This window comes from Brevibacillus invocatus, assembly GCF_003710915.1.
Classification (GTDB): Bacteria; Bacillota; Bacilli; order Brevibacillales; family Brevibacillaceae; genus Brevibacillus; species Brevibacillus invocatus.
In genome coordinates this window covers 115,265-134,056 of the sequence record NZ_RHHR01000003.1, presented here as the reverse complement: position 1 = coordinate 134,056, position 18,792 = coordinate 115,265, and the positions used below count along the sequence as shown (strand labels likewise).

The 18,792-nt window shown below is 49.8% G+C and carries 23 protein-coding genes, 2 pseudogenes and 1 other annotated feature (1 of these 26 running past the window's edge); of the genes and pseudogenes, 19 read left to right on the top strand and 6 right to left on the bottom strand.

From position 1 onward, the window contains the following. Window positions 1–198 precede the first annotated feature (198 nt). Complete coding sequence (locus EDM52_RS01500) at window positions 199–2,121, top strand: ABC-F family ATP-binding cassette domain-containing protein (protein WP_122907256.1); 1,923 nt, start codon at window positions 199–201, stop codon at window positions 2,119–2,121. Here the strand turns inward: EDM52_RS01500 and EDM52_RS25595 are convergent. Both EDM52_RS25595 and EDM52_RS25590 read right to left on the bottom strand, forming a co-directional pair. Further along, window positions 2,116–2,331 carry a hypothetical protein gene (locus EDM52_RS25595; protein ID WP_415783066.1) on the bottom strand — a complete coding sequence of 72 codons (216 nt, stop codon included), beginning with the start codon at window positions 2,329–2,331 and terminating at the stop codon, window positions 2,116–2,118. The genes EDM52_RS01500 and EDM52_RS25595 overlap by 6 nt on opposite strands. Window positions 2,332–2,340: 9 nt before the next feature. Further along, a pseudogene (locus EDM52_RS25590) lies at window positions 2,341–2,385 on the bottom strand (hypothetical protein); the annotation flags it as partial. A gap of 368 nt (window positions 2,386–2,753) precedes the next feature. Between EDM52_RS25590 and EDM52_RS01490 the strand changes: the two are divergent. After that, window positions 2,754–3,278, top strand: a complete 525-nt coding sequence (locus EDM52_RS01490; RefSeq protein ID WP_122907255.1) for a hypothetical protein — start codon at window positions 2,754–2,756, stop codon at window positions 3,276–3,278. A 131-nt stretch (window positions 3,279–3,409) separates the two neighbouring features. Then, window positions 3,410–3,646: a hypothetical protein gene (locus EDM52_RS01485; protein WP_122907254.1), complete on the top strand. Its 237-nt coding sequence runs from the start codon at window positions 3,410–3,412 to the stop codon at window positions 3,644–3,646. Window positions 3,647–3,674: 28 nt separating this feature from the next. Here EDM52_RS01485 and EDM52_RS01480 read toward each other — a convergent pair whose 3' ends face one another. The 3 genes and pseudogenes from EDM52_RS01480 to EDM52_RS01470 all read right to left on the bottom strand — a co-directional run bounded on the left by EDM52_RS01480 (window position 3,675) and on the right by EDM52_RS01470 (window position 5,124). Continuing rightward, window positions 3,675–4,037: a L,D-transpeptidase gene (locus tag EDM52_RS01480; protein ID WP_122907253.1), complete on the bottom strand. Its 363-nt coding sequence runs from the start codon at window positions 4,035–4,037 to the stop codon at window positions 3,675–3,677. A gap of 69 nt (window positions 4,038–4,106) precedes the next feature. Next, on the bottom strand, window positions 4,107–4,352 hold the full coding sequence (locus EDM52_RS01475; RefSeq protein WP_122907252.1) for a hypothetical protein: 246 nt from the start codon (window positions 4,350–4,352) through the stop codon (window positions 4,107–4,109). Window positions 4,353–4,472: 120 nt separating this feature from the next. Next, window positions 4,473–5,124 (bottom strand): annotated as a pseudogene (locus tag EDM52_RS01470) (pirin family protein). 156 nt (window positions 5,125–5,280) lie between these two features. Here EDM52_RS01470 and EDM52_RS01465 point away from each other — a divergent pair. From EDM52_RS01465 to EDM52_RS01450, 4 genes are all read left to right on the top strand, one after another. Next, complete coding sequence (locus EDM52_RS01465; protein ID WP_122907251.1) at window positions 5,281–6,039, top strand: DUF4931 domain-containing protein; 759 nt, start codon at window positions 5,281–5,283, stop codon at window positions 6,037–6,039. 12 nt (window positions 6,040–6,051) lie between these two features. Beyond that, entirely contained in the window at window positions 6,052–6,207 is a 156-nt protein-coding gene (locus EDM52_RS25055; RefSeq protein ID WP_245996416.1) for a hypothetical protein, read from the top strand. 494 nt (window positions 6,208–6,701) lie between these two features. Continuing rightward, window positions 6,702–7,841: a virulence factor gene (locus EDM52_RS01455; protein ID WP_122907250.1), complete on the top strand. Its 1,140-nt coding sequence runs from the start codon at window positions 6,702–6,704 to the stop codon at window positions 7,839–7,841. A 511-nt stretch (window positions 7,842–8,352) separates the two neighbouring features. Continuing rightward, window positions 8,353–9,648, top strand: coding sequence for a phytoene desaturase family protein (locus tag EDM52_RS01450; RefSeq protein WP_122907249.1), 1,296 nt, complete (start codon window positions 8,353–8,355; stop codon window positions 9,646–9,648). A 103-nt stretch (window positions 9,649–9,751) separates the two neighbouring features. On the opposite strand, the gene EDM52_RS01445 is transcribed toward EDM52_RS01450, so the two are convergent. Further along, on the bottom strand, window positions 9,752–10,558 hold the full coding sequence (locus EDM52_RS01445) for a serine hydrolase (protein ID WP_122907248.1): 807 nt from the start codon (window positions 10,556–10,558) through the stop codon (window positions 9,752–9,754). Between the two features lie 133 nt (window positions 10,559–10,691). Here EDM52_RS01445 and EDM52_RS01440 point away from each other — a divergent pair, with 133 nt between their 5' ends. The 12 genes from EDM52_RS01440 to EDM52_RS01385 all read left to right on the top strand — a co-directional run bounded on the left by EDM52_RS01440 (window position 10,692) and on the right by EDM52_RS01385 (window position 18,593). After that, window positions 10,692–11,426: a gamma-glutamyl-gamma-aminobutyrate hydrolase family protein gene (locus tag EDM52_RS01440; protein WP_122907247.1), complete on the top strand. Its 735-nt coding sequence runs from the start codon at window positions 10,692–10,694 to the stop codon at window positions 11,424–11,426. 90 nt (window positions 11,427–11,516) lie between these two features. After that, window positions 11,517–11,957, top strand: coding sequence for a peroxiredoxin (locus EDM52_RS01435; protein WP_122907355.1), 441 nt, complete (start codon window positions 11,517–11,519; stop codon window positions 11,955–11,957). Window positions 11,958–12,043: 86 nt separating this feature from the next. Then, window positions 12,044–13,096 (top strand): DNA polymerase IV, encoded by a 1,053-nt coding sequence (locus tag EDM52_RS01430; RefSeq protein WP_122907246.1) that lies wholly within the window; start codon window positions 12,044–12,046, stop codon window positions 13,094–13,096. Between the two features lie 12 nt (window positions 13,097–13,108). After that, on the top strand, window positions 13,109–13,300 hold the full coding sequence (locus tag EDM52_RS01425) for a hypothetical protein (RefSeq protein WP_122907245.1): 192 nt from the start codon (window positions 13,109–13,111) through the stop codon (window positions 13,298–13,300). A gap of 124 nt (window positions 13,301–13,424) precedes the next feature. Continuing rightward, complete coding sequence (locus EDM52_RS01420) at window positions 13,425–13,949, top strand: YqeG family HAD IIIA-type phosphatase (RefSeq protein ID WP_122907244.1); 525 nt, start codon at window positions 13,425–13,427, stop codon at window positions 13,947–13,949. Beyond that, entirely contained in the window at window positions 13,946–15,067 is a 1,122-nt protein-coding gene (yqeH, locus tag EDM52_RS01415) for a ribosome biogenesis GTPase YqeH (protein WP_122907354.1), read from the top strand. Before EDM52_RS01420 ends, yqeH begins: the two co-directional genes overlap by 4 nt. A 79-nt stretch (window positions 15,068–15,146) precedes the next feature. Then, complete coding sequence (locus tag EDM52_RS01410) at window positions 15,147–15,992, top strand: shikimate dehydrogenase (RefSeq protein WP_122907243.1); 846 nt, start codon at window positions 15,147–15,149, stop codon at window positions 15,990–15,992. A gap of 28 nt (window positions 15,993–16,020) precedes the next feature. After that, the gene (yhbY, locus tag EDM52_RS01405; protein WP_122907242.1) at window positions 16,021–16,311 is read left to right on the top strand and encodes a ribosome assembly RNA-binding protein YhbY; all 291 of its coding nucleotides are present in this window, start codon (window positions 16,021–16,023) and stop codon (window positions 16,309–16,311) included. Window positions 16,312–16,321: 10 nt separating this feature from the next. Then, window positions 16,322–16,906: a nicotinate-nucleotide adenylyltransferase gene (locus EDM52_RS01400; protein WP_122907241.1), complete on the top strand. Its 585-nt coding sequence runs from the start codon at window positions 16,322–16,324 to the stop codon at window positions 16,904–16,906. Beyond that, on the top strand, window positions 16,899–17,495 hold the full coding sequence (gene yqeK / locus EDM52_RS01395) for a bis(5'-nucleosyl)-tetraphosphatase (symmetrical) YqeK (RefSeq protein WP_122907240.1): 597 nt from the start codon (window positions 16,899–16,901) through the stop codon (window positions 17,493–17,495). The genes EDM52_RS01400 and yqeK overlap by 8 nt, the downstream gene beginning before the upstream one ends. Next, window positions 17,488–17,844 carry a ribosome silencing factor gene (gene rsfS, locus EDM52_RS01390; protein ID WP_122907239.1) on the top strand — a complete coding sequence of 119 codons (357 nt, stop codon included), beginning with the start codon at window positions 17,488–17,490 and terminating at the stop codon, window positions 17,842–17,844. Before yqeK ends, rsfS begins: the two co-directional genes overlap by 8 nt. 5 nt (window positions 17,845–17,849) lie before the next feature. Then, the gene (locus EDM52_RS01385; RefSeq protein ID WP_122907238.1) at window positions 17,850–18,593 is read left to right on the top strand and encodes a class I SAM-dependent DNA methyltransferase; all 744 of its coding nucleotides are present in this window, start codon (window positions 17,850–17,852) and stop codon (window positions 18,591–18,593) included. Window positions 18,594–18,637: 44 nt separating this feature from the next. Beyond that, window positions 18,638–18,792 (top strand) — a binding site (T-box leader) (it continues 88 nt past the right edge of the window).

The following is an 18,792-nucleotide window of genomic DNA, read 5'->3' as shown; positions in this document are numbered from 1 at the left end:
CATTCATCAAAAAAGAGTGGGAGGATAAGGCTTCTCCCACTCTTGCCGTAAAAGCGCTAGATTTGAAATTTTCCTTCCATTGAAAATCGTACTGCAGCAGACAACCAACTAGAGCTAACAGCCAAAACATGTTACCATTTGTTCATGTGCGCGTGATGTGCAATGGTACTGGTGAATCGAAACGTACAGGAGACGAATATGCAAATACTATCTGTGGAAAACCTCTCCAAAGGCTACGGAGAAAAAGTATTGTTTGATAACATTTCCTTTCATATTGCAGAACAGCAGCGAATTGGTCTGATTGGGGTAAATGGGACTGGAAAATCCTCGCTGCTCAAAATACTTGCTGGCCTGGATACGGCTGACAGCGGCAAGGTTGTACACGCCAATCGCTTCGTCGTCGAATATCTGCCGCAGAACCCAAGCTTTGACGAGAACTCTACTGTACTGGATCAGGTCTTTTATGGAGATTCTCCACTGATTCAGCTCTTGCGTGAGTATGAGCAGGCACTGGCGGACCTGCAAAAAGCACCAGACGATGAGAAAAAGCAGTCCCGCGTATTTTCCTTGCAAAGCAAAATGGATGCTGCAGATGCATGGGAGAGCAACACGACGGCAAAAATGATTCTAACTCAGCTGGGTATCCATGATTTTTCGCAGCGAGTAGGCGAACTGTCCGGGGGGCAGCGCAAGCGAGTGGCAATGGCTCGAGCCCTGATCCAACCTGCAGACTTGCTCATTTTGGACGAACCGACCAACCACATCGACAACGAGACAGTGGAATGGCTGGAGGAGTATCTGACCCGCTATAAAGGAGCCCTGCTGCTCGTCACCCACGATCGCTATTTTCTCGACAGGGTAACCAATCGCACGTTTGAGCTGGATCGCGGTAAGCTGTATAGCTACGAGGGCAATTACGCGACATTCCTGGAGAAAAAAGCGGAGAGAGAAGAAAACGAGGCTGCAGCAGAGAGCAAACGTCAAAATCTGCTTCGCAGGGAACTGGCGTGGCTCAGGCGAGGAGCCAAAGCGCGGACTACCAAGCAAAAAGCTCGCGTTCAACGGGCTGAGGAGCTGCGCGATCGTGTGGTAGAAGGTCCATCGGCGAAAATGGACATGGCGCTTGGAGCCAGTCGTCTAGGAAAAAAAGTAATTGAAATTGAAAAAGTGAGCAAATCCTTCGGGGACCGCAAACTGATTGAAGATTTTAGCTACATCGTCGCTCCGGGTGATCGTATAGGCATCATTGGGCCAAATGGAAGCGGGAAATCTACCTTGCTAAACATATTGGCAGGGCGCATAGAGCCGGATTCTGGTCAGGTAGACGTGGGGTTGACGGTCAAAATCGCCTATTACACCCAGCATAATGTGGAAATGGATGAGAAGCTTAGAGCGATCGAGTATGTGAAAGAAGCAGCTGAGGTCATTTCGACAAGTGACGGGCAGACCATTACCGCCTCGCAAATGATGGAACGCTTTTTGTTTTCACCCCATATGCAGTGGACGCCGATTTCCAAGCTCTCTGGTGGAGAAAAGCGCCGTCTCTACCTGCTGCGTACCTTGATGGGCGAGCCGAACGTCTTGTTCCTGGATGAGCCGACGAACGATTTGGATATTCAGACGCTGAGCATTCTGGAGGATTATCTGGAGCAGTTTCCTGGTGCCGTGATTACGGTTTCGCATGATCGCTACTTTCTGGATCGCACCATTGAACACCTCTTCGCTTTTGAAGGACAAGGAAGCATCCGTCACTTCTTCGGGAATTATTCCGAATACCTGGAGATCAGACGGATGGAAAAAAGCGAGGAACCGTCCCCAGAGGTAGCCAAAAATCAGACGGATAATACGGAGAAAAGCAGTGGCAACAGAGGGAATAACCGAACCCGCAAGCTGTCCTACAAGGATCAAAAGGAGTGGGATGGGATCGAAGGGAGAATTGCTGCTCTCGAAGAACGGCTTGTTGTGTTAAAACAGGAAATCGCCGCATCTGGCAGTGACTACGCCAAGGTGGAGAAGCTGTTCGCAGAGGAACAGCAGGTGGCTGCCGACCTGGAAGCAGCCGTCGAACGGTGGGCAGTGCTTTCTTCCTTGGTCGAAGAATTGGAGCAGGGAAAATCATAAGTAATCAGATGAGCATGTAAAAGCAGTGGAGCTTAAGGCGGCCACTGCCTTTCTTGCTTCCATGGGTGATTTCTCGGATACGAAGTCATTCACGTTGACTCGCCAAATCATGTGAGGAACGCCTTCACCCCAGTAATCCTGCAACAGATAAGCAGGCTCACCGAATTTATGCTGCCAGATTTTTTGTGCCCGAGTATAGCCGCTATCCAAACAAACTTCTTCTATACCTTTGTTCTTAAAGGTTGCGAACATCTCGATTAACAGTTGATTGCCAACCCCTTGCCCTTGATAGGCTGGATGGACGAAGACGGTACCCAGTTCAGGCAGTTCTTTATAGGCATGTTCCGTACAAGAATGGATCAGCTCGCTTGAGGGCCGTATTCGATAGTTCCGATTATTTTATCTCCATCGCAAGCGATGAGAAAGTATCTTTCTTTGCCGTCACTCACAATGTCTTGATTCAGATAAGCTTTTGGCCTCCTGATCACAGCACTCTTCATCTTTTGCCCCTTTCCACAACAATATTTCCAATTCTATCACTTTTTTTCGGTATGTTTAAAGGTGGAATCCCCCAACTGAAAAAGCTATCCTTGGATTTTTTCCTGTATAATCATGGAAGGGAGTGTGATTCTATGTTGGCGAAAATGAAACGGGAAAAATTTGATGCCTGGCAGACTGAGCTGCTGGGACGTGCGTGTATCGAGCATGTGCAGCAGCAGGTTCAGGGGAAAAGCCCACAGGTCAAGATGGAAGTGTATAAGGAGTTAACCGCAGGACAGCGGGCGTTGTTCATGTTTCATGTCTTGCATGATCACGCACATCCATCTGTTGCCGAGTTCGTCAGCTGGATCGCCTATACGTTGGACCATTTTTCATACTGGATCGGAATACAGGCAGGCTTGCGCTATTTTGAGCAGGAAGATATCCTCCACCTTTTAGAAGAAATGAAAGTAGTGCTAGAAGAACGGAATCAGCGATTAGGCATTCAGATGTCGCAAATATCTGTCCTGGATCTGGAGGAGGATCCCAGCTTGATAGAGGAAGCCAGCCGACTCTATCAAAGATATCAAGAGCTGAGTGAAGGTACTTTGCTCAGAATAGGTCGCACGATTCGGTCCAATCCAGGTGAGTTTGTAACCTTGTGCGATGGGGCTTGAAGGAAGATCCTGAGCAACGAAATAATGGACTTGTTGTCAAACTATGCTTATACAGCCAGTTATTGATGCTGTGAACGACAGCTTCCTTCATGTAGACTAATGAGGATTACAGAGTAGAGGAGTCGCTGTCTTTGCCTGCATACAAACTGGACCCAGAGTGGGTAATGTCCTATCTGGCTACTCAAGAAGAAGCACTGGTTACGGATGTGCCGGAACAAAAAGAAGAGATCATGAACAAAATCCGGGAATTGACTTTGTCGATTATGTACAAGCAAGCCAGGCGCTATATTGTTTACCTGGAATCTGACGAAACCAATACAACCAACACAACCGAAAATTTGAGTCATGGCAAAACCCGCCTCTCCTGAAGAGTGCGGGTTTTGGTTTTCCTTGGGCCTATTTCTGGCGAATACGGACGGGAGTCCCGATAGGAACAAGCTTGGCTAGCTCATTCACGTCCTGATTGTACATGCGGATGCATCCGTGAGATACATAATGACCGATAGAGGCAGGGTTATTGGTTCCGTGAATTCCATAATGTGGCTTGCTCAACCCTAGCCAAAAGGTGCCGAACACACTGAGTGGGCCGCCGGGGTAGGAATTCGGATAAGGAACTTTGTTGATTATCGTAAAATCTCCTCGCGGGGTAGAAGTGGCGATCTTTCCTAGAGCAACAGGAAAAGAGCGAACTAGCTTGCTACCATCAAAAAGGTCAAGCCTGAGATCAGTAATCGAAATGCGGATGTTGTAGGACGGCATCTCCTCCACCTCCCGTACTACCACATCCTATGTTCGCCGTCCGCAGATGTACCTCATGACACTGTTCAGTCAGCGGATCCAGATATCTCGAGACATCGGATCGGGGTATCGCAATCCATCCCGGTAAAACAGGTTTCGTACCGATGCATACAGGCGCAGTGGGATGGAAGGAAAGACGATGGCCAGCATGCCCTCTTCCAGCACAGGCAAATCCAATGGGGTCAGGATTTCATAGGGTACGCCTTCCTCATCCAGAAGAAGTTTATACCGGTGAGCTTCACTCCAGCTAACCGGATAGTAAAACGATCTTTCCATGCTCCTCCAACCCCTTTTTGTCATTCACTACTACGATTGTAAACGATGGAATTGAGACAAAAAATAAGCCGCAGCCTAGATCCGTACTTAAGCTGCGGATGTCATGTCGTCTATTCGATGTTAGGGCAAATCGATCAGCATGAAGAAGGCACCGGATGATGTGGCAATCTCAAGGCTGGGCTGCTCCGTGATTCGCGCTGCGTCCCGGCGATGAAGCAGTTCCTCTTGATTAAGCAAAAGCTCCCCTTCCATGACGAACAGGTATATTCGACGTCCGGCGGTTTGCTCGAATTGAAGCGTCTGTCCAGATTCCAGCTTTGACAAATAGAGAGTCATATCCTGATGAATCAAGGCAGTCTCTTCGCCACCCTTGGCAGAAACAACAGGGTGTAGCCGATTCGTCAGTTTGCTAGGGTCATAGGCCTTTTGTTCATAGGATGGGGTCAAGCCGTACTGGGCAGGCTCAAACCAGAGCTGCAGGAATTGTACGTCCTCAGTAGACGAAGGATTCATCTCGGAATGGACAATCCCTGTACCGGCACTCATCCGCTGAACTTCGCCGGGGCGAACGATTTCTTGTCTACCCGTACTGTCTCGATGGCCGAGCGCCAAATCCCATATTCGGCTGAACCGTATCATCATTGAAAACGCGCAGAGGTCCGAAGCTCATGTTCGATGGGTCGTAGTATTCTGCGAATGAAAAGCTGAAGTTGCTCTTTAGCCATCCGTGATCGGCTGTGTAACGGGAGGCAGCTTTGTGTATGGATATCATAGGTAAACCTCCTCAGGGTAGTGGATCTGCTGTAATCGTAAAACACGGATATCCTTTTGTGAAGCGAATAACCTGCAAATCAAGAAAGAGTGGAACGATTTACGCCTACGGAGTTTCCATGTAAAGTAAAAGGAGTGGGAAACAGGAGGGAATGGGATGACACAGACGCATTTGCACTTTGACATACACATTGGCAGAAAAAAGCCCGAAAGTGTCCATAACCGCGAGACAGCATGCCCATTTTGCGATCGAAACAGCTTGACGGATGTGCTGGAAAAACGGGGCACGATGATCTGGCTGAAAAATAAGTATCCCGTGCTGAAGGAAACACATCAAACCGTCCTGGTAGAGTCAGATCAGTGTGAGGGTGACTGGTCTGTTTACTCCAAAGAGCATGTTCGCGCTTTGCTGGCGTTTGGGGTGGAGAAATGGCTCGAAATGGAGCGAAGCGGCGTATATCAGTCCGTTCTATTCTTCAAAAACCACGGCCCGTATTCGGGTGGCAGCATTCGTCATCCCCATATGCAGATTGTGGGCCTGAACCAATACGATTATCTCCAGCAGGTAAAGGATTCCGATTTTACTGGGATAGTGATTGATCGGGATACCGGAGTGGAGCTTACTCTCTCCACCTTGCCTAGAGCCGGTTTTTTTGAGTACAATGTCGTCCTTTCCGATTGGGGTCAGATGGGGAAAATGGCGGATTACTTGCAAATACTGGCTCACTGGATCCTACATCACGTCAATCCGCGTTTTCAAAGCTACAACTTTTTCTTCTATCATTGGGGCCAGAAGCTGGTGGCAAAGGTCGTTCCGCGATTCGTGACCTCTCCGCTTTACGTCGGATACGCGATTCCGCAGGTCGCCAATAATCTGGAGGAGATTGTGCAAGAGTTAAGACGCCATTATTTTTAGAGGGGGAAGAGCATGATCTCACCACTTTTCGTAGCAAAAGCTACATTGGAGGCCGACGAACTGGCTGCCATCCAGAAGCTGGTCCAGCTTTGCAACGAGCATGACGGAATCGATCTGAAAGTGAACCCTGACACTCTACTCCTTTCATGGAGGAGAAGCAGAAGTTAGTGGAATGGTTCATCCTGATTACCGGCGAGCTGGTATTTTCCGTACACTTCAGGAGATGTCGGCTGATGAATGCAAAAAGCGGAGCATACCACATCAGCTGTTTATTGTTCAGCGGGAATCCGCATCAGGCAAGGCGTTTGTAGAAAGCCTGGGTGCCGAATATTCATTTTCCGAATACTGGATGGACCTTCAGCCCAATAAAAGATCAGTCCCCATCTCGGATCTGTCCAATTGCGACTGGCCGAAGAGGAAGATATGGAGACATTGATTTGGCTGAATGTCCACGGTTTTCAGATGGCCTGTGTGAATAGTGGGGCCTTATCGCTATACGAATCGTGCGGATTTTTTGTCAAGTCTGCCAACGACTACTACAAGCTTCCTATCTGAGAAGGGCAAAGTGCAGGTATTGAAGCTGTACATTGGAACTCCCGTTGAATTCCGTGCTACCATGAAGGGGAAGCTGGGAGTAGCGCTGAGAAAAGGAGTGACGAAGCATGAAACTGTTATCCATTGAGCCGACGCCAAGTCCAAATGTGATGAAGCTGAACGTGGACGAGCGTTTGCCAGATGGTGTTCAACGTGTCTATACAAAAGATAAATCGGAGCAGGCTCCTGCGATGATGGGCAAGCTGTTGTCTATCGATGGAGTTGTCTCCATTTTTCATACTGCAGATTTTCTTGCGCTGGAACGCAAGTCGAATGCTGATTGGCAAAAGATCCTGACTCAAGCTCGCGAGATTTTACACGCAGGCACGGATCTGGCAGTTCCTGATTTTGGCGCAGAAGATAGCAGTGCAGCATTTGGTGAAGCGCAGGTGTATATCCAGATGTTCCGCGATGTACCGATGCAAGTAAAGGTGACGATGGGGAACGAGCAGATTCGTGCCGCTCTGCCGGAGAGATTTGGGCAAGCGGCTGTTCGCGCTGGTTCAGCTTCGCCTAATTTGCTGATGGAACGAAAATGGGTGGAGCACGGTGTACGATACGGGGATTTGCGCGAGATTGGAGAAGAAGTGGCTCAGGAAATCGATGCTTCTTACCCAGCTGAGCGGGTAGAGGAACTCGTCGCACGAGCGATGCAGCAAGGGCCGGGAGAAGCTCCGGAGCCGATCCGTCGTGAGAAGAAGGTTGTCACTCTCGATATGCTTGACGATCCGGACTGGCAAAAACGATATGCAGCTCTTGATCGGATGGAGCCGACAGTGGATGATCTGCCTGTTTTAGAAAAAGCTTTGCAGGATACCAAATCCTCAATCCGCAGACAAGCCGTAGTCTATCTAGGGATGGTTGAGACAGAGGCGGTATATCCGCTCTTGTATCAGGCACTTCAGGATGATTCCGTCTCTGTACGGCGCACGGCAGGCGATACCTTGTCTGATTTGGGAGATCCCCGAGCAATCCCGGCAATGTGCAAGGCGCTCAAGGATCGGAACAAGCTGGTGCGCTGGCGTGCGGCCCGCTTTCTCTTTGAGGTTGGGGACGAATCGGCACTAGAAGCCTTGCAGGAGGCGCAGAACGATCCGGAATTTGAAGTGAGCCTGCAGGTGAAAATGGCTCTGGAGCGGATTGAGAGCGGAGAAGCTGCCAGCGGTACAGTTTGGCAGCAGATGACGCGACGAAATGAACAGAACTAAAGAAGTCAAGAATTCTTGATCTCATGCCGCTGACCGGCCATCGCAGCAACTGCTCGATCTCAGCATCGGGCAAATCCTCTGCGAGACGGGCAGCGGCTACTTGTCGTACAGCTTGCTTACATGATATGCCTGATCAAGTCCTTTTTTTGCGGGTTCATGTGCAAAGATGTGGGTAGAACCGTTCGACGAAGGGATGTTTATTTTTTTTCAAGTTCCATGTACGATCGTATCCTGTCAATCAAGTTGATGCTGGATATCCGTTGGTTGGAAGGGAATACTAGTTCAGATCTCCGACAAGGGGAGAGCAGACACATCTTTACCCACCTGATTTGGAAAAGGAATCCACTTCGTATGACAACACTGTCAGGTAAAAAATGGTATATACCAGTATAAAAATAGACAGAGTTCAATAATGATTGACTTCTGCTTCGTATATCCAGTATTCTAATGATTGGGTTTGACGTAAATCATATAGTAGATCAACATCGCTAGCGCGTAGGGGAGATTGTGTATGACAACCAATCACTATGACGTTGTTGTCGTAGGCGGAGGACTTGCGGGTCTTTCTACAGCCGCCTATCTATCGTCGAAAGGCAAAAAAGTAGCTGTATTGGAGCGCGGACAATTGGGTGGCCGTGCCGTAACTTTGAAAATCAAAGGCTTCAACTTTAACTTCGGGGCACATGCGATTTACGCACGTGACAGTTCTGTTCTGAGAACGTTTGAAAAAGAACTGGATTTGAAGATTGATTGGCAAGACTTCAATCCAACCAAGGCAAAGTACGATATCGGAAGCGACTTGACAGCGGTTCCGGCGAATGTGCAGGGCCTTTTCCAAACCAGGCTGTTGAAAGGCTTGGACAAAGTATTGTTTACGTTTGAAATTTTAAAAACGATGCTGAAAATGGAGCAGGGACACCCCCATCTCTCGATTCAAAAGTGGATGGAGAAAAAGCACATCAACGAGGAAGTCAAGGAAATGATGCTGACGCTGGCATCCTCCAACTTCTTCACCCGTGAACCTGAAAAGATTCCATCGGATGTATTCTTCAATTATTACAGCCGCTTGTTTATGACGAACAAACCGGTTGCATACATCGGTGGAGGCTGGCAAGCGCTGATTTCGGAGTTTGTACGTGTCATCGAGGCGAACAATGGTACGATTTTGACCAAAACCAAGGTCGAGTCCATTCACGTAGAAGACGAACGGGTTGTAGGAGTCGTGACACCGGATGGTGAGATTACAGGAGATGAATTCGTCAGCTGTATCCCACCAAAGGAAATGGTGAAGGTCTTCAGCGAAACTCGTCTGGAGCATGCCATTGCCCAATATGCCGAGTACGAACCGACAGTCGTTGTCGTGTATGACGTAGGCTTGAAGGAACGCATTGACGTGCCTTATTCCTATATTTACGACAAGCAAAACAACATTTTTATTACCGATATCTCGTACTACGACCACAGCTGTGTGCCAGAAGGCGGTCAATTGCTTCAGGCCACTGCCTACCTGCGCCAATCCGAGGTTGGTAACAAAGAGATCGTGGAACAGCGCAAGCAGGAAATCGAAAATCTGTACGACAAGCACTTCCCTGGCTGGAGAGATCAACTGGTGGTGCCACGTGTTTCCACGCGTGCGATTGTCCAGGAGATCAAATGGACGATGACACAAAAACCGATGCCGACCTCTCTCCCGGATTACCGGAACCTCTTCTTTGCTGGAGACTGGTGCGAAGGACAAGGACAGCTGTCTGAGCTCTCGTTCTCCAGTGCCATGGAAGTAAGCAAGCTGATCCTGGAAAAAGAATAATCGATCTAAAAAGCGTGTACGTACCCGCAAGGATGGCGTACACGCTTTTTTATGTCATAAAAATCAAAGACCCACCTGCTGAGGGTGGGCGTGGTTTGGTCGATTACTTGCTGTACAGGTCGAATACCAGTTTCCCGATGCTGGCGATGGTCTGCACAGCGGCTTTTTGAGGCAATCCCTTGTTCAGTACACAGATCGTGACAGCGCTCGAACCGACGTAGAGAATGCCTATATCATGTGTAATATTGGTAACAGAACCCGTCTTGTTCGCGAGCTCCCAGCTGGGCAGAGAGCCAATCAGATCGCCGCTGGGATAAGGAAAGTGGAGCGGGATCCGGTCGCGATGCTGCTGCTGTTTCAAAATGGCCATCATTCTTGCGCAGCTGTCGTAGGAGATGACCTTGCCTTTTGCCAGATAACGCAAGTGATTGCCCAGATCGGCAGCTGTCACTTCGTTGTATCCCTCTACTTGTGCAGGTACAATCATCAGCTTGTTGTAAAAGTGGCTGTTGGTCATCTCGGTCGCCTGCATGATACTGCGAATCGACTCTTTTCCGACGAGATCGATCAGCATGTTGGTCGCTGTATTATCGCTTTGAATAATCATCAGCGTGACCAGATCTTGTACCGTCCACTCAGAACCAGGCGTCATATGCTGCAAAATGCCTGCCCCTCCGACCTGATCCTCCTGGCGCAGCCTGATTATCGTTTCCAAAGCAAATTTGCCTGCAGACACCTCGGCAAAGACTGCTGCCATGATCGGAACCTTGATCACACTTGCTGCATAGAAACGTTCATTTTGATTAAAAGAAAGTTGTTCACCGGTATGCAAATCTTCGAGATAAACCCCCCATTCACCACCTGATTCTTCCAGTAATGGCGCGATAGAGGGGGAGAGGCTGGATAGCATAGAAAACAACTCCTTTTAATATAGACAAAATTTTCTTACTATAATAGTATGTAGTCAAGCTCTGAACAGCAAGAAGTTTTTCAGGAATCATGTTAAAAAAGCTACCTACTTTGAAGACAAGGAAGTGACCTGAGTGCGTCCGGTAATTGGTGTCGTATGTTCAAAAATGTATTTGCCCAACAACAATCTCGACCAGTATTTTTATGTGGGTTCCGGCTATGTGGACGGGATTGCCCGTGTTGGAGGAATTCCTCTGATCATGCCGTTGTTAGGTATACAGGAGCCGCCGTTCCAAGCCATGATGGAAGCTGTGGATGGAATCATTCTGACCGGAGGCGAAGACCCTGCTCCGCACCTGTACGGTGAGGAACCGTTGCAGCGTCTGGGAGAAGTGGAGTACGAGCGGGATTTGACAGAGCTTGCCATTATCAAGCTTTCTTTGGAGCAGAAAAAACCGATGCTGGGGATCTGCAGAGGGATGCAGATCATGAACGTAGCTTGCGGTGGTACGTTGATTCAGGATATCCCAAGTCAAGTGCCAGGTGCCTTCCAGCACGCCCAGAAAGGCTCTCGTCAATACGGGGCGCACAAGGTACAGCTTCAGCCGGGCATGGTCGCAGATGCACTGGGTACCACGGAGATTCTGGTGAACACCTCTCACCACCAATCTGTCAAGGATGTCGCGCCAAGCTTCAAGATCACTGGTGTGGCAGCAGATGGCGTAGTCGAGGCGATCGAGAGCCTGGACGGTTTGCATATCGGATTGCAGTGGCACCCTGAGCGCATGTGGGGCCATGATTCCACGATGCTGAAAATTGCCGAAGCGTTTGTCGCGAAGGTCAAACAAACCAAAGAACAAGCCAACTGAGCAAGCTTGCAGCAAGAAACTGTCCACATGTTAAATGGGGCAGTTTTTTCTTTTTTCAATGGCATGTATACTACGAGAGAGGTGATTGTGATGCTAAAACCAGGAATGTCTGCTCCCGCCTTTACTGCGGAAAGCACAGCAGGAACCATTCGTCTGCAAGATTATTTGGGTCAAAAAAACATCGTGCTGATCTTTTACCCAGGTGACGATACACCCGTCTGCACCAAGCAGCTTTGCGGAATCCAGGATCGATACAGCGAACTGGAAAAGCTGGATACGATTGTACTGGGGATCAACCCAGCTGATTTGAATAAGCACCAGGCTTTTTCGGACAAATTCAGCTACTCCTTTCCGCTGGTTGTCGATGAGCAGGAGAAGATTCGCGAGTCGTATGATGTAGGCAAGATTCTGGGCCTTTTCTTCCAGCAGCGAATCGTTTACATCATCGGAAAAGATCAAAAGATACGATACGCCAAAAAAGGAAATCCTCCTGTGTCGGAGCTGATGCAGGTCATATCTGCCCAATCTTAGTGGGAAAGGCTGCCGCTACTTGCGCAGGAAGCACAGATCGGAGATAATAGTTGAAATGAGAATGTATGTTTGGTGGTATCTCCGTTATGAAAAAAATCCTGCACATGGATGTGGACGCTTTTTTCGCCAGCGTGGAACAGCTCGACCAACCGCATCTGCGGGGCAAGCCGGTCATTGTGGGGGGGACTGGAAATCGTGGCGTGGTCTCCACATGCAGCTATGAGGCGCGTAAGTTCGGTGTGCGCTCGGCGATGCCCGTAGCTCTGGCACGCAAGAAATGTCCGCAAGGCATTTTTCTGCCAGTCCGTTATTCCCGCTATGTGGAGAAGTCTGCCGAGATCAGAGAGATCCTGGCCCAATATACGGATCGTTACCAGACAGTCGGGCTGGACGAGGCGTATCTGGATGTCAGCAGCTACGAGGACGCTGTTCCAATCGGACGTGAAATCAAGCGGCGTATTCACAAGGAAACGGGATTGACCTGCAGTATCGGCCTTTCCTACAATATGTCGCTGGCCAAAATCGCGAGTGATTTGAAAAAACCGGACGCCTTTGTGATTATCCGACCGGAGCAGGCTTTAGAGGTCCTGCGCCCATTGCCGATCGGTACCTTGCATGGGGTAGGGAAGAAATCCCAAGAGGTGCTCGCAAAAAAAGGAATTGAAACCGTAGAAGATTTCTGGAAGCTGTCGCTGGAAGAAGTAGTCCAGCTGTTTGGCAAGTGGGGACGCGCGTTGTATGACCGCTCCAGAGGAGAAGACCAGCGGGATATTGAGATGGAACGAGCACCGAAATCGATCAGTCGGGAAACTACACTTCCCTTTGATTTGTATGATCGGGATGCTGTTGCACAGATTGCTTATTCAATCTTGCAGGAAGTGCAGGAAGATATCCGGCAGGAGAATGTCCATCCTCAAACCATTATCCTGAAAATCAAATACGCCGATTTTACCCAACGCACGCGTCAGTGCAAAGCGACGACAGATGCCAATTGGCAAGAGCTGCTGGACGATTTGCTTGACGTGTTTTCATACAGTGCAGGCGTGCGCTTGGTAGGCGTCGGTTTCAGCAATTTTGCCGAGCCCGAGCAAGTGCGCTACGAGCAGCTGTCGATGTTCACTTGGAATTCGCTAAAGTAAGAGGGGAGAACCGTGGATCAGACCAATCCATTTCACTGTTGTGCGACCTGCATCCATTTTCGCGTAGAAAAGGAGCGGGACAAAGTGGGGTATCGCTGTTCCCGTCTCACCTATGAGACACGCCCCGACTATCGTTTCCAGTGCTGGACGCCAAAGGAGGGTGTCCTACGGCTGATGGAGAAAAGAGAGAAAAAGGATCATTGAGGTCAAAACGCCCATGCCATTGGTACGGGCGTTATCCGTTTTCTTTTGCAACAGTACGGCTGAATATGGTATAGTAGGTGCCGAAATCACGGTTATTTTGCTTCATGCCGTTTGGAGGTGCCACGTGCTTTTACAGAAGCTGATGCCGAGCCAGTTCGTGGATTCGATCCACCACATTGATATAGAACAGTTGAAACAGCGTAACATACGAGCGGTGATTACCGACCTTGACAATACATTGGTTGAATGGGACAGGCCGCTGGCTACACCGGAGGTAGAACGCTGGCTTGCGCGTATGCGTGATGCCGGTATCCAGGTCACAGTCGTATCCAACAACAATCAGGAACGTGTACAACGCTTTTGCCAGCCTCTTCAGATCGCTTTTATTTGTGCGGCACGCAAACCGACTAACAAAGCCTTTTTGCAGGCTGTTCGCCAGATGGGTGTGACGGTCGAGGAAACAGTGGTCGTAGGCGATCAATTGTTTACAGATGTACTGGGCGGCAATCGACTTGGGTTTCATACGATTTTGGTCGTGCCCGTTGCTCAGACAGACGGATTTTGGACGCGCTTTAATCGCAGGATGGAGCGAGTAGCCCTATATTGGATGGAGCGGAAAGGAATGGTTTCGTGGAAGAGCAAAGCATAAATGAACAGGCGGTTGGCTCCTGTGCTGGCTGTGGAATCGCGATACAGACGGAGGATATCAAAAAGCCCGGTTATGCACCGGCATCGGCACTTGACCGAAAAGTAGTCATCTGCCAGCGCTGCTATCGCATCAAGCATTACAATGAAGTGGCGCCAGTCAGTATGGGTGACGACGACTTCCTGCGTATTCTGGACGGAATCGGCTCTACACAAGCCCTCGTCGTCATGGTCGTGGATATCTTTGATTTCCAAGGCTCCTGGCTGAAGGGATTGCCGCGCTTTGTCGGAAAGAATCCGATCCTGCTCGTTGGCAACAAGGTAGATCTGCTGCCGCGCAATATCAACCTCAATCGCGTGCGCAACTGGATGCAGCACGAGGCCAAGGAGCGTGGCCTGCGTCCGGAGGATGTGGTGCTGATCAGCGCCCAGAAAGGACTGCACATCGACGAGCTGCTCGCTCGTATAGGAGAGCTGCGCAAGGGAAGAGACGTGTACATTGTCGGTGTAACCAACGTTGGAAAATCAACGATGATCAACCGCATCTTGCATGACTACGGTGCGGCAGAGCTGGAGATTACCACTTCGCCGTTTCCAGGAACGACGCTGGACAAGATCGAGATTCCTTTGGAGGACGGTCGCTCGATCTACGATACGCCGGGCATCATCAACCGCGAGCAGATTGGCCATATGATTTCACCTGCTGATTTGCGTAAAATTACGCCTACGAGCCGGATCAATTCCAAGGTGTATCAGCTTGATCCTGAGCAAACATTATTCCTGGGTGGGCTGGCCCGCGTTGATTTTGTTCGTGGCCCTAGACAGCCTTTGGTTGTGTATGTAGATAACGATCTGTACATTCACCGAACGAAGCTGGAAAAAGCAGAAGAAGTGATGCAGAAGCACCACGGCACGCTGCTCAATCCGCCTACAGGTGAGGAAGCGGTAAAGGCTCTCCCGCCTTTCGCGAAGCATTCGTTTAAAATCAAACCGACAGGCATGACGACCGATATCGTCATCTCCGGGTTGGGTTGGGTCAGCCTGCAAGGCAAACACGAGGCGAATGTCGTTGTGCATGCACCAAAAGGGGTCAGTGTGGGAATGCGCAAAGGATTGATCTAAACCCGCAAAAAAGAAGGGTTGGTTAGCCCGTAGTCCTTGCCATATGATAGAGAGAGAAGCTGGGGGGTAGGAGAGTATCATGATGACAAGCAAAACGCAACTGGTAGGTTTGTTCGGTCATCCCGTTTCCCATTCACAGTCGCCACTGATGCACAACGCGGCGTTTGCGGAAACGGGCTTGGCTTTTGCATATGCAGCATTTGATGTTTCTCCGGAAGCGCTCGAGGATGCTGTGGAAGGCATTCGAGCACTTGGAATCAAAGGGGTGAATGTGACGATCCCGCACAAGGTCGCCATCATGCCGATGCTCGACGAGATAGATCCATTAGCCAAAAAAATTGGCGCCGTCAATACGGTTGTAAACGAAGACGGCCGCTTGATCGGCTACAATACCGATGGACTGGGCTATGTTCGTTCGCTTGTAGAAGATACCGGCATTTCCTTGGACCAGCAAGTGGTGACACTGCTGGGAGCGGGTGGTGCTGCAAGAGCTGTCGCATTTACTCTTGCCGAACAAGGTGTAAAAGAGATTCGCATCATCAACCGTTCACGGGAGAAAGCAGCTTTCCTGGCTGAGCATGTCGGAACGATCGTTCCCACACAAGTGGTGGAGCAGGAAAGTGGCGAGTCAGCGATCGCAGACTCGACGCTTTTGATTAATACGACATCGATTGGCATGTTTCCGCATGTACAGGATATGCCAGTACCATCGGCGTGGCTGCACAGCGGTTTGGTCGTGAGCGATCTCATCTACAATCCCTTGGAGACGCGTTTGTTGCGAGAGGCTCGTGAGCTCGGAGCCCGCGTGCACTCCGGTGTTGGCATGTTCGTCAATCAGGGAGCCCTTGCCTTTGAACTGTGGACAGGTCAGGCAGCTCCGAGTGAAACCATGCGTGCCGTTGTACTGGAACAACTGAAAAAATAAGATTTGATTGAATAGAGGAGGCGTGCCGATGTTAACCGGCAAGCAAAAGCGCTTTTTGCGCGCAGAAGCCCATCATCTTAGCCCAATTTTCCAAGTAGGAAAAGGCGGAGTGAATGAAAATATGATTACCCAGATCAAAGAAGCGCTGGAAGTGCGTGAACTGATCAAAGTATCGATCCTGCAGAACAATCTGGATGACAAGCACGAAGTGGCAGAAGATTTGGCCGCGGGTGCTGGTGCGGAGCTGGTACAGCTGATTGGTCACACTGTCGTCTTGTACAAAGAATCGCGCGAGAACAAAACGATCCAGCTGCCTTAGGCGAACCGTTATGAAAGGTGAATCAAAACACATTGGCTTACTAGGCGGCACCTTTGATCCCATTCACTGTGGGCATCTGCTGGCTGCAGAACAAGCGCGTGAGCAGGCAGGCTTGGATGAAATTTGGTTCTTGCCGACACATATTCCTCCGCACAAAAGTCGAGAAGGTCTTACGCCCGCTCATCATCGCTTGACTATGGTGCGGCTAGCGGTTGAAGATCATCCGGCTTTCCGCGTCTCTGATGAAGAATTGCACAGAGAGGGGCCGTCCTATTCTTACGATACAATGGTCCGACTGGTGAAAAAACATCCGGACAATCGCTTCTCATTTATCATTGGTGGAGACATGGTAAAGACGCTGCCTACCTGGTATCGCTACGAGGAGCTGGTGGGCTTGACCGATTTTATCGGCTTGGCACGTCCTGGCTTTGACCTCGACCTGTCCGATCCAGAACATGTGAAGTTCGTGAACATGCCGGTATGGGATATTTCTTCCACCCTGATCCGCCAGAAAGTAGCGGAGGGAAAAAGTCTTCGTTATTTAGTACCGGACGCAGTGGAACGTTATATAAAGGAGAACCGATTGTATGAATGAGCGAATGGACCGCGAGACACTGCTTGCCCGCGTGCGAGCGCAAATGCACGACAAGCGGTACCAGCATACACTCGGCGTAGCGGAAACCGCACGTCAGTTGGCAATAAGATTCGGAGCAGATCCAGAAAAGGCCGAATTGGCCGGATTTCTTCATGATTACTGCAAATGCTGGTCGATCGATAAAATGCACGACATTCTCGTTCGCCATGACCTGCCGCAGGAGCTTCTCCAAGGTGAAAAAGAGCTGTGGCATGCTTTTGCTGGTGCAATTGTCATTCAAACAGAGATCGGCGTGACGGATCCTGAGATTTTGCAGGCGGTACGCTACCATACGACGGGCAGAGTTGGAATGACGCTGTTAGAAAAAGTAGTTTGTGTGGCAGACTATATAGAACCAAACCGACAGTATCCAGGCGTGGAGCAAATTCGCGATCTGGCTCAAAAGGATTTGGATACAGCCCTTTCCGTGGCATTGGGGGGGACGATCCAGTTCTTGATAGAAAAGCAGAAAACGGTCTTCCCGTTGACACTGATGGCATACAACGACTTGATTTCCCGCAGAGGGAGAGAAGGAGGGTTTAATGGTTAGAACAGTTGATGATTTGGCTCGCCTGGTTATTAAAGCAGCAGAGGAAAAAAAGGCAGAGAATATTACGGTGCTCGATATCAAGAACCTGACCGTGATCGCAGATTACTTCATGATCTGCCACGGAAACAACGAGCGTCAGGTACAGGCCATTGTCCGTGAAATCCGCGACCAGGCACATAAAAATGGCTACAACGTGCGTGGTATCGAGGGCGAGGAGGAAGGTCGCTGGGCACTCGTAGACCTCGAGGATGTGATCATTCACGTCTTCCATCGGGAAGAGCGCGAGTTTTACAATCTTGAGCGTCTGTGGAAGGATGCCGAAGTGGTTACCTTCTCATCGCAGGAGTAATCGACATGGCGTATTCGCACATGGCCGCGATATACGACAAATTAATGGCGGACACACCTTACGATCAATGGCTGGAATGGGTGGATCGCACGTGGAGCAAGGGAGAAAAACCGCTCCATGTGATTGATCTGGGCTGCGGTACAGGCTCCGTTGCCATTCCGTTAGCCAAGCGAGGATATCGGGTGACTGGCGTTGATTTGTCGGCAGAGATGCTCGCTATCGCGTATGACAAAATGAGGCAGGAGCAAGTGGATATCTCCTGGGTTGAGCAGGACATGCGTGAGCTTGAGATGACACCCGCTGATGCGGTCATTTCCTTGTGCGACTCCTTGAGCTATCTGACACAAGAGGAAGACGTACAGGAGACATTCCGCCGCGTATTTGCTCATTTGACCCCGGGTGGCTCGTTTTTATTTGATGTTCACAGTCCTTATAAGATGCTGCACGTCTTTGGAGATGAGACGTTTACCCTGGTAGAAGAAGATGTCTCGTATATTTGGAATGCGTTCTGCGATCCGCTTCGCTTGGAGGTGGAGCATCAGCTCACCTTCTTCATCCGTCAGCCCTCGGGCTTGTACGAGCGGGTAGAAGAGGAGCATTGGCAGCGTGCGTATCAGCCCATGCAGATCTTTCGCTGGCTGCAGGATGCAGGATTTACGGATGTTGTGCTGACAGCAGACTTTACCGATCTTCCGCCGCAAGCAGACAGTGAACGGCACTTTTTTGTGGCTCGTCGGCCGAAAGATTGACACGACTGGTTAGGATTGACTATAATCGTGTTATAACTGCAAAAATCGACGCGTTAAAAGAGGAATAGTAGGAATCGTTCTGTGACCAAAAGAGAGTTGACGGTGGGTGCAAGTCAACCCAGACCACTCCGAACTCGCCTCCGAGCACTCCCCCTGAAGGCCTGATGGATAGGCTGTGTAAGGGAGGGCGTTTCATCCA

Excerpts from the sequence above, each read along its gene's own strand:
- EDM52_RS01500 (WP_122907256.1), top strand. The coding sequence starts at position 199 with ATGCAAATACTATCTGTGGAAAACCTCTCCAAAGGCTACGGAGAAAAA.
- EDM52_RS01490 (WP_122907255.1), top strand. The coding sequence starts at position 2,754 with ATGTTGGCGAAAATGAAACGGGAAAAATTTGATGCCTGGCAGACTGAG.
- EDM52_RS01480 (WP_122907253.1), bottom strand. The coding sequence starts at position 4,037 with ATGCCGTCCTACAACATCCGCATTTCGATTACTGATCTCAGGCTTGAC.
- EDM52_RS01475 (WP_122907252.1), bottom strand. The coding sequence starts at position 4,352 with ATGGAAAGATCGTTTTACTATCCGGTTAGCTGGAGTGAAGCTCACCGG.
- EDM52_RS01465 (WP_122907251.1), top strand. The coding sequence starts at position 5,281 with ATGACACAGACGCATTTGCACTTTGACATACACATTGGCAGAAAAAAG.
- EDM52_RS25055 (WP_245996416.1), top strand. The coding sequence starts at position 6,052 with ATGATCTCACCACTTTTCGTAGCAAAAGCTACATTGGAGGCCGACGAA.
- EDM52_RS01455 (WP_122907250.1), top strand. The coding sequence starts at position 6,702 with ATGAAACTGTTATCCATTGAGCCGACGCCAAGTCCAAATGTGATGAAG.
- EDM52_RS01450 (WP_122907249.1), top strand. The coding sequence starts at position 8,353 with ATGACAACCAATCACTATGACGTTGTTGTCGTAGGCGGAGGACTTGCG.
- EDM52_RS01445 (WP_122907248.1), bottom strand. The coding sequence starts at position 10,558 with ATGCTATCCAGCCTCTCCCCCTCTATCGCGCCATTACTGGAAGAATCA.
- EDM52_RS01435 (WP_122907355.1), top strand. The coding sequence starts at position 11,517 with ATGCTAAAACCAGGAATGTCTGCTCCCGCCTTTACTGCGGAAAGCACA.
- EDM52_RS01430 (WP_122907246.1), top strand. The coding sequence starts at position 12,044 with ATGAAAAAAATCCTGCACATGGATGTGGACGCTTTTTTCGCCAGCGTG.
- EDM52_RS01410 (WP_122907243.1), top strand. The coding sequence starts at position 15,147 with ATGATGACAAGCAAAACGCAACTGGTAGGTTTGTTCGGTCATCCCGTT.
- yhbY (WP_122907242.1), top strand. The coding sequence starts at position 16,021 with ATGTTAACCGGCAAGCAAAAGCGCTTTTTGCGCGCAGAAGCCCATCAT.
- EDM52_RS01400 (WP_122907241.1), top strand. The coding sequence starts at position 16,322 with ATGAAAGGTGAATCAAAACACATTGGCTTACTAGGCGGCACCTTTGAT.
- yqeK (WP_122907240.1), top strand. The coding sequence starts at position 16,899 with ATGAATGAGCGAATGGACCGCGAGACACTGCTTGCCCGCGTGCGAGCG.
- rsfS (WP_122907239.1), top strand. The coding sequence starts at position 17,488 with ATGGTTAGAACAGTTGATGATTTGGCTCGCCTGGTTATTAAAGCAGCA.
- EDM52_RS01385 (WP_122907238.1), top strand. The coding sequence starts at position 17,850 with ATGGCGTATTCGCACATGGCCGCGATATACGACAAATTAATGGCGGAC.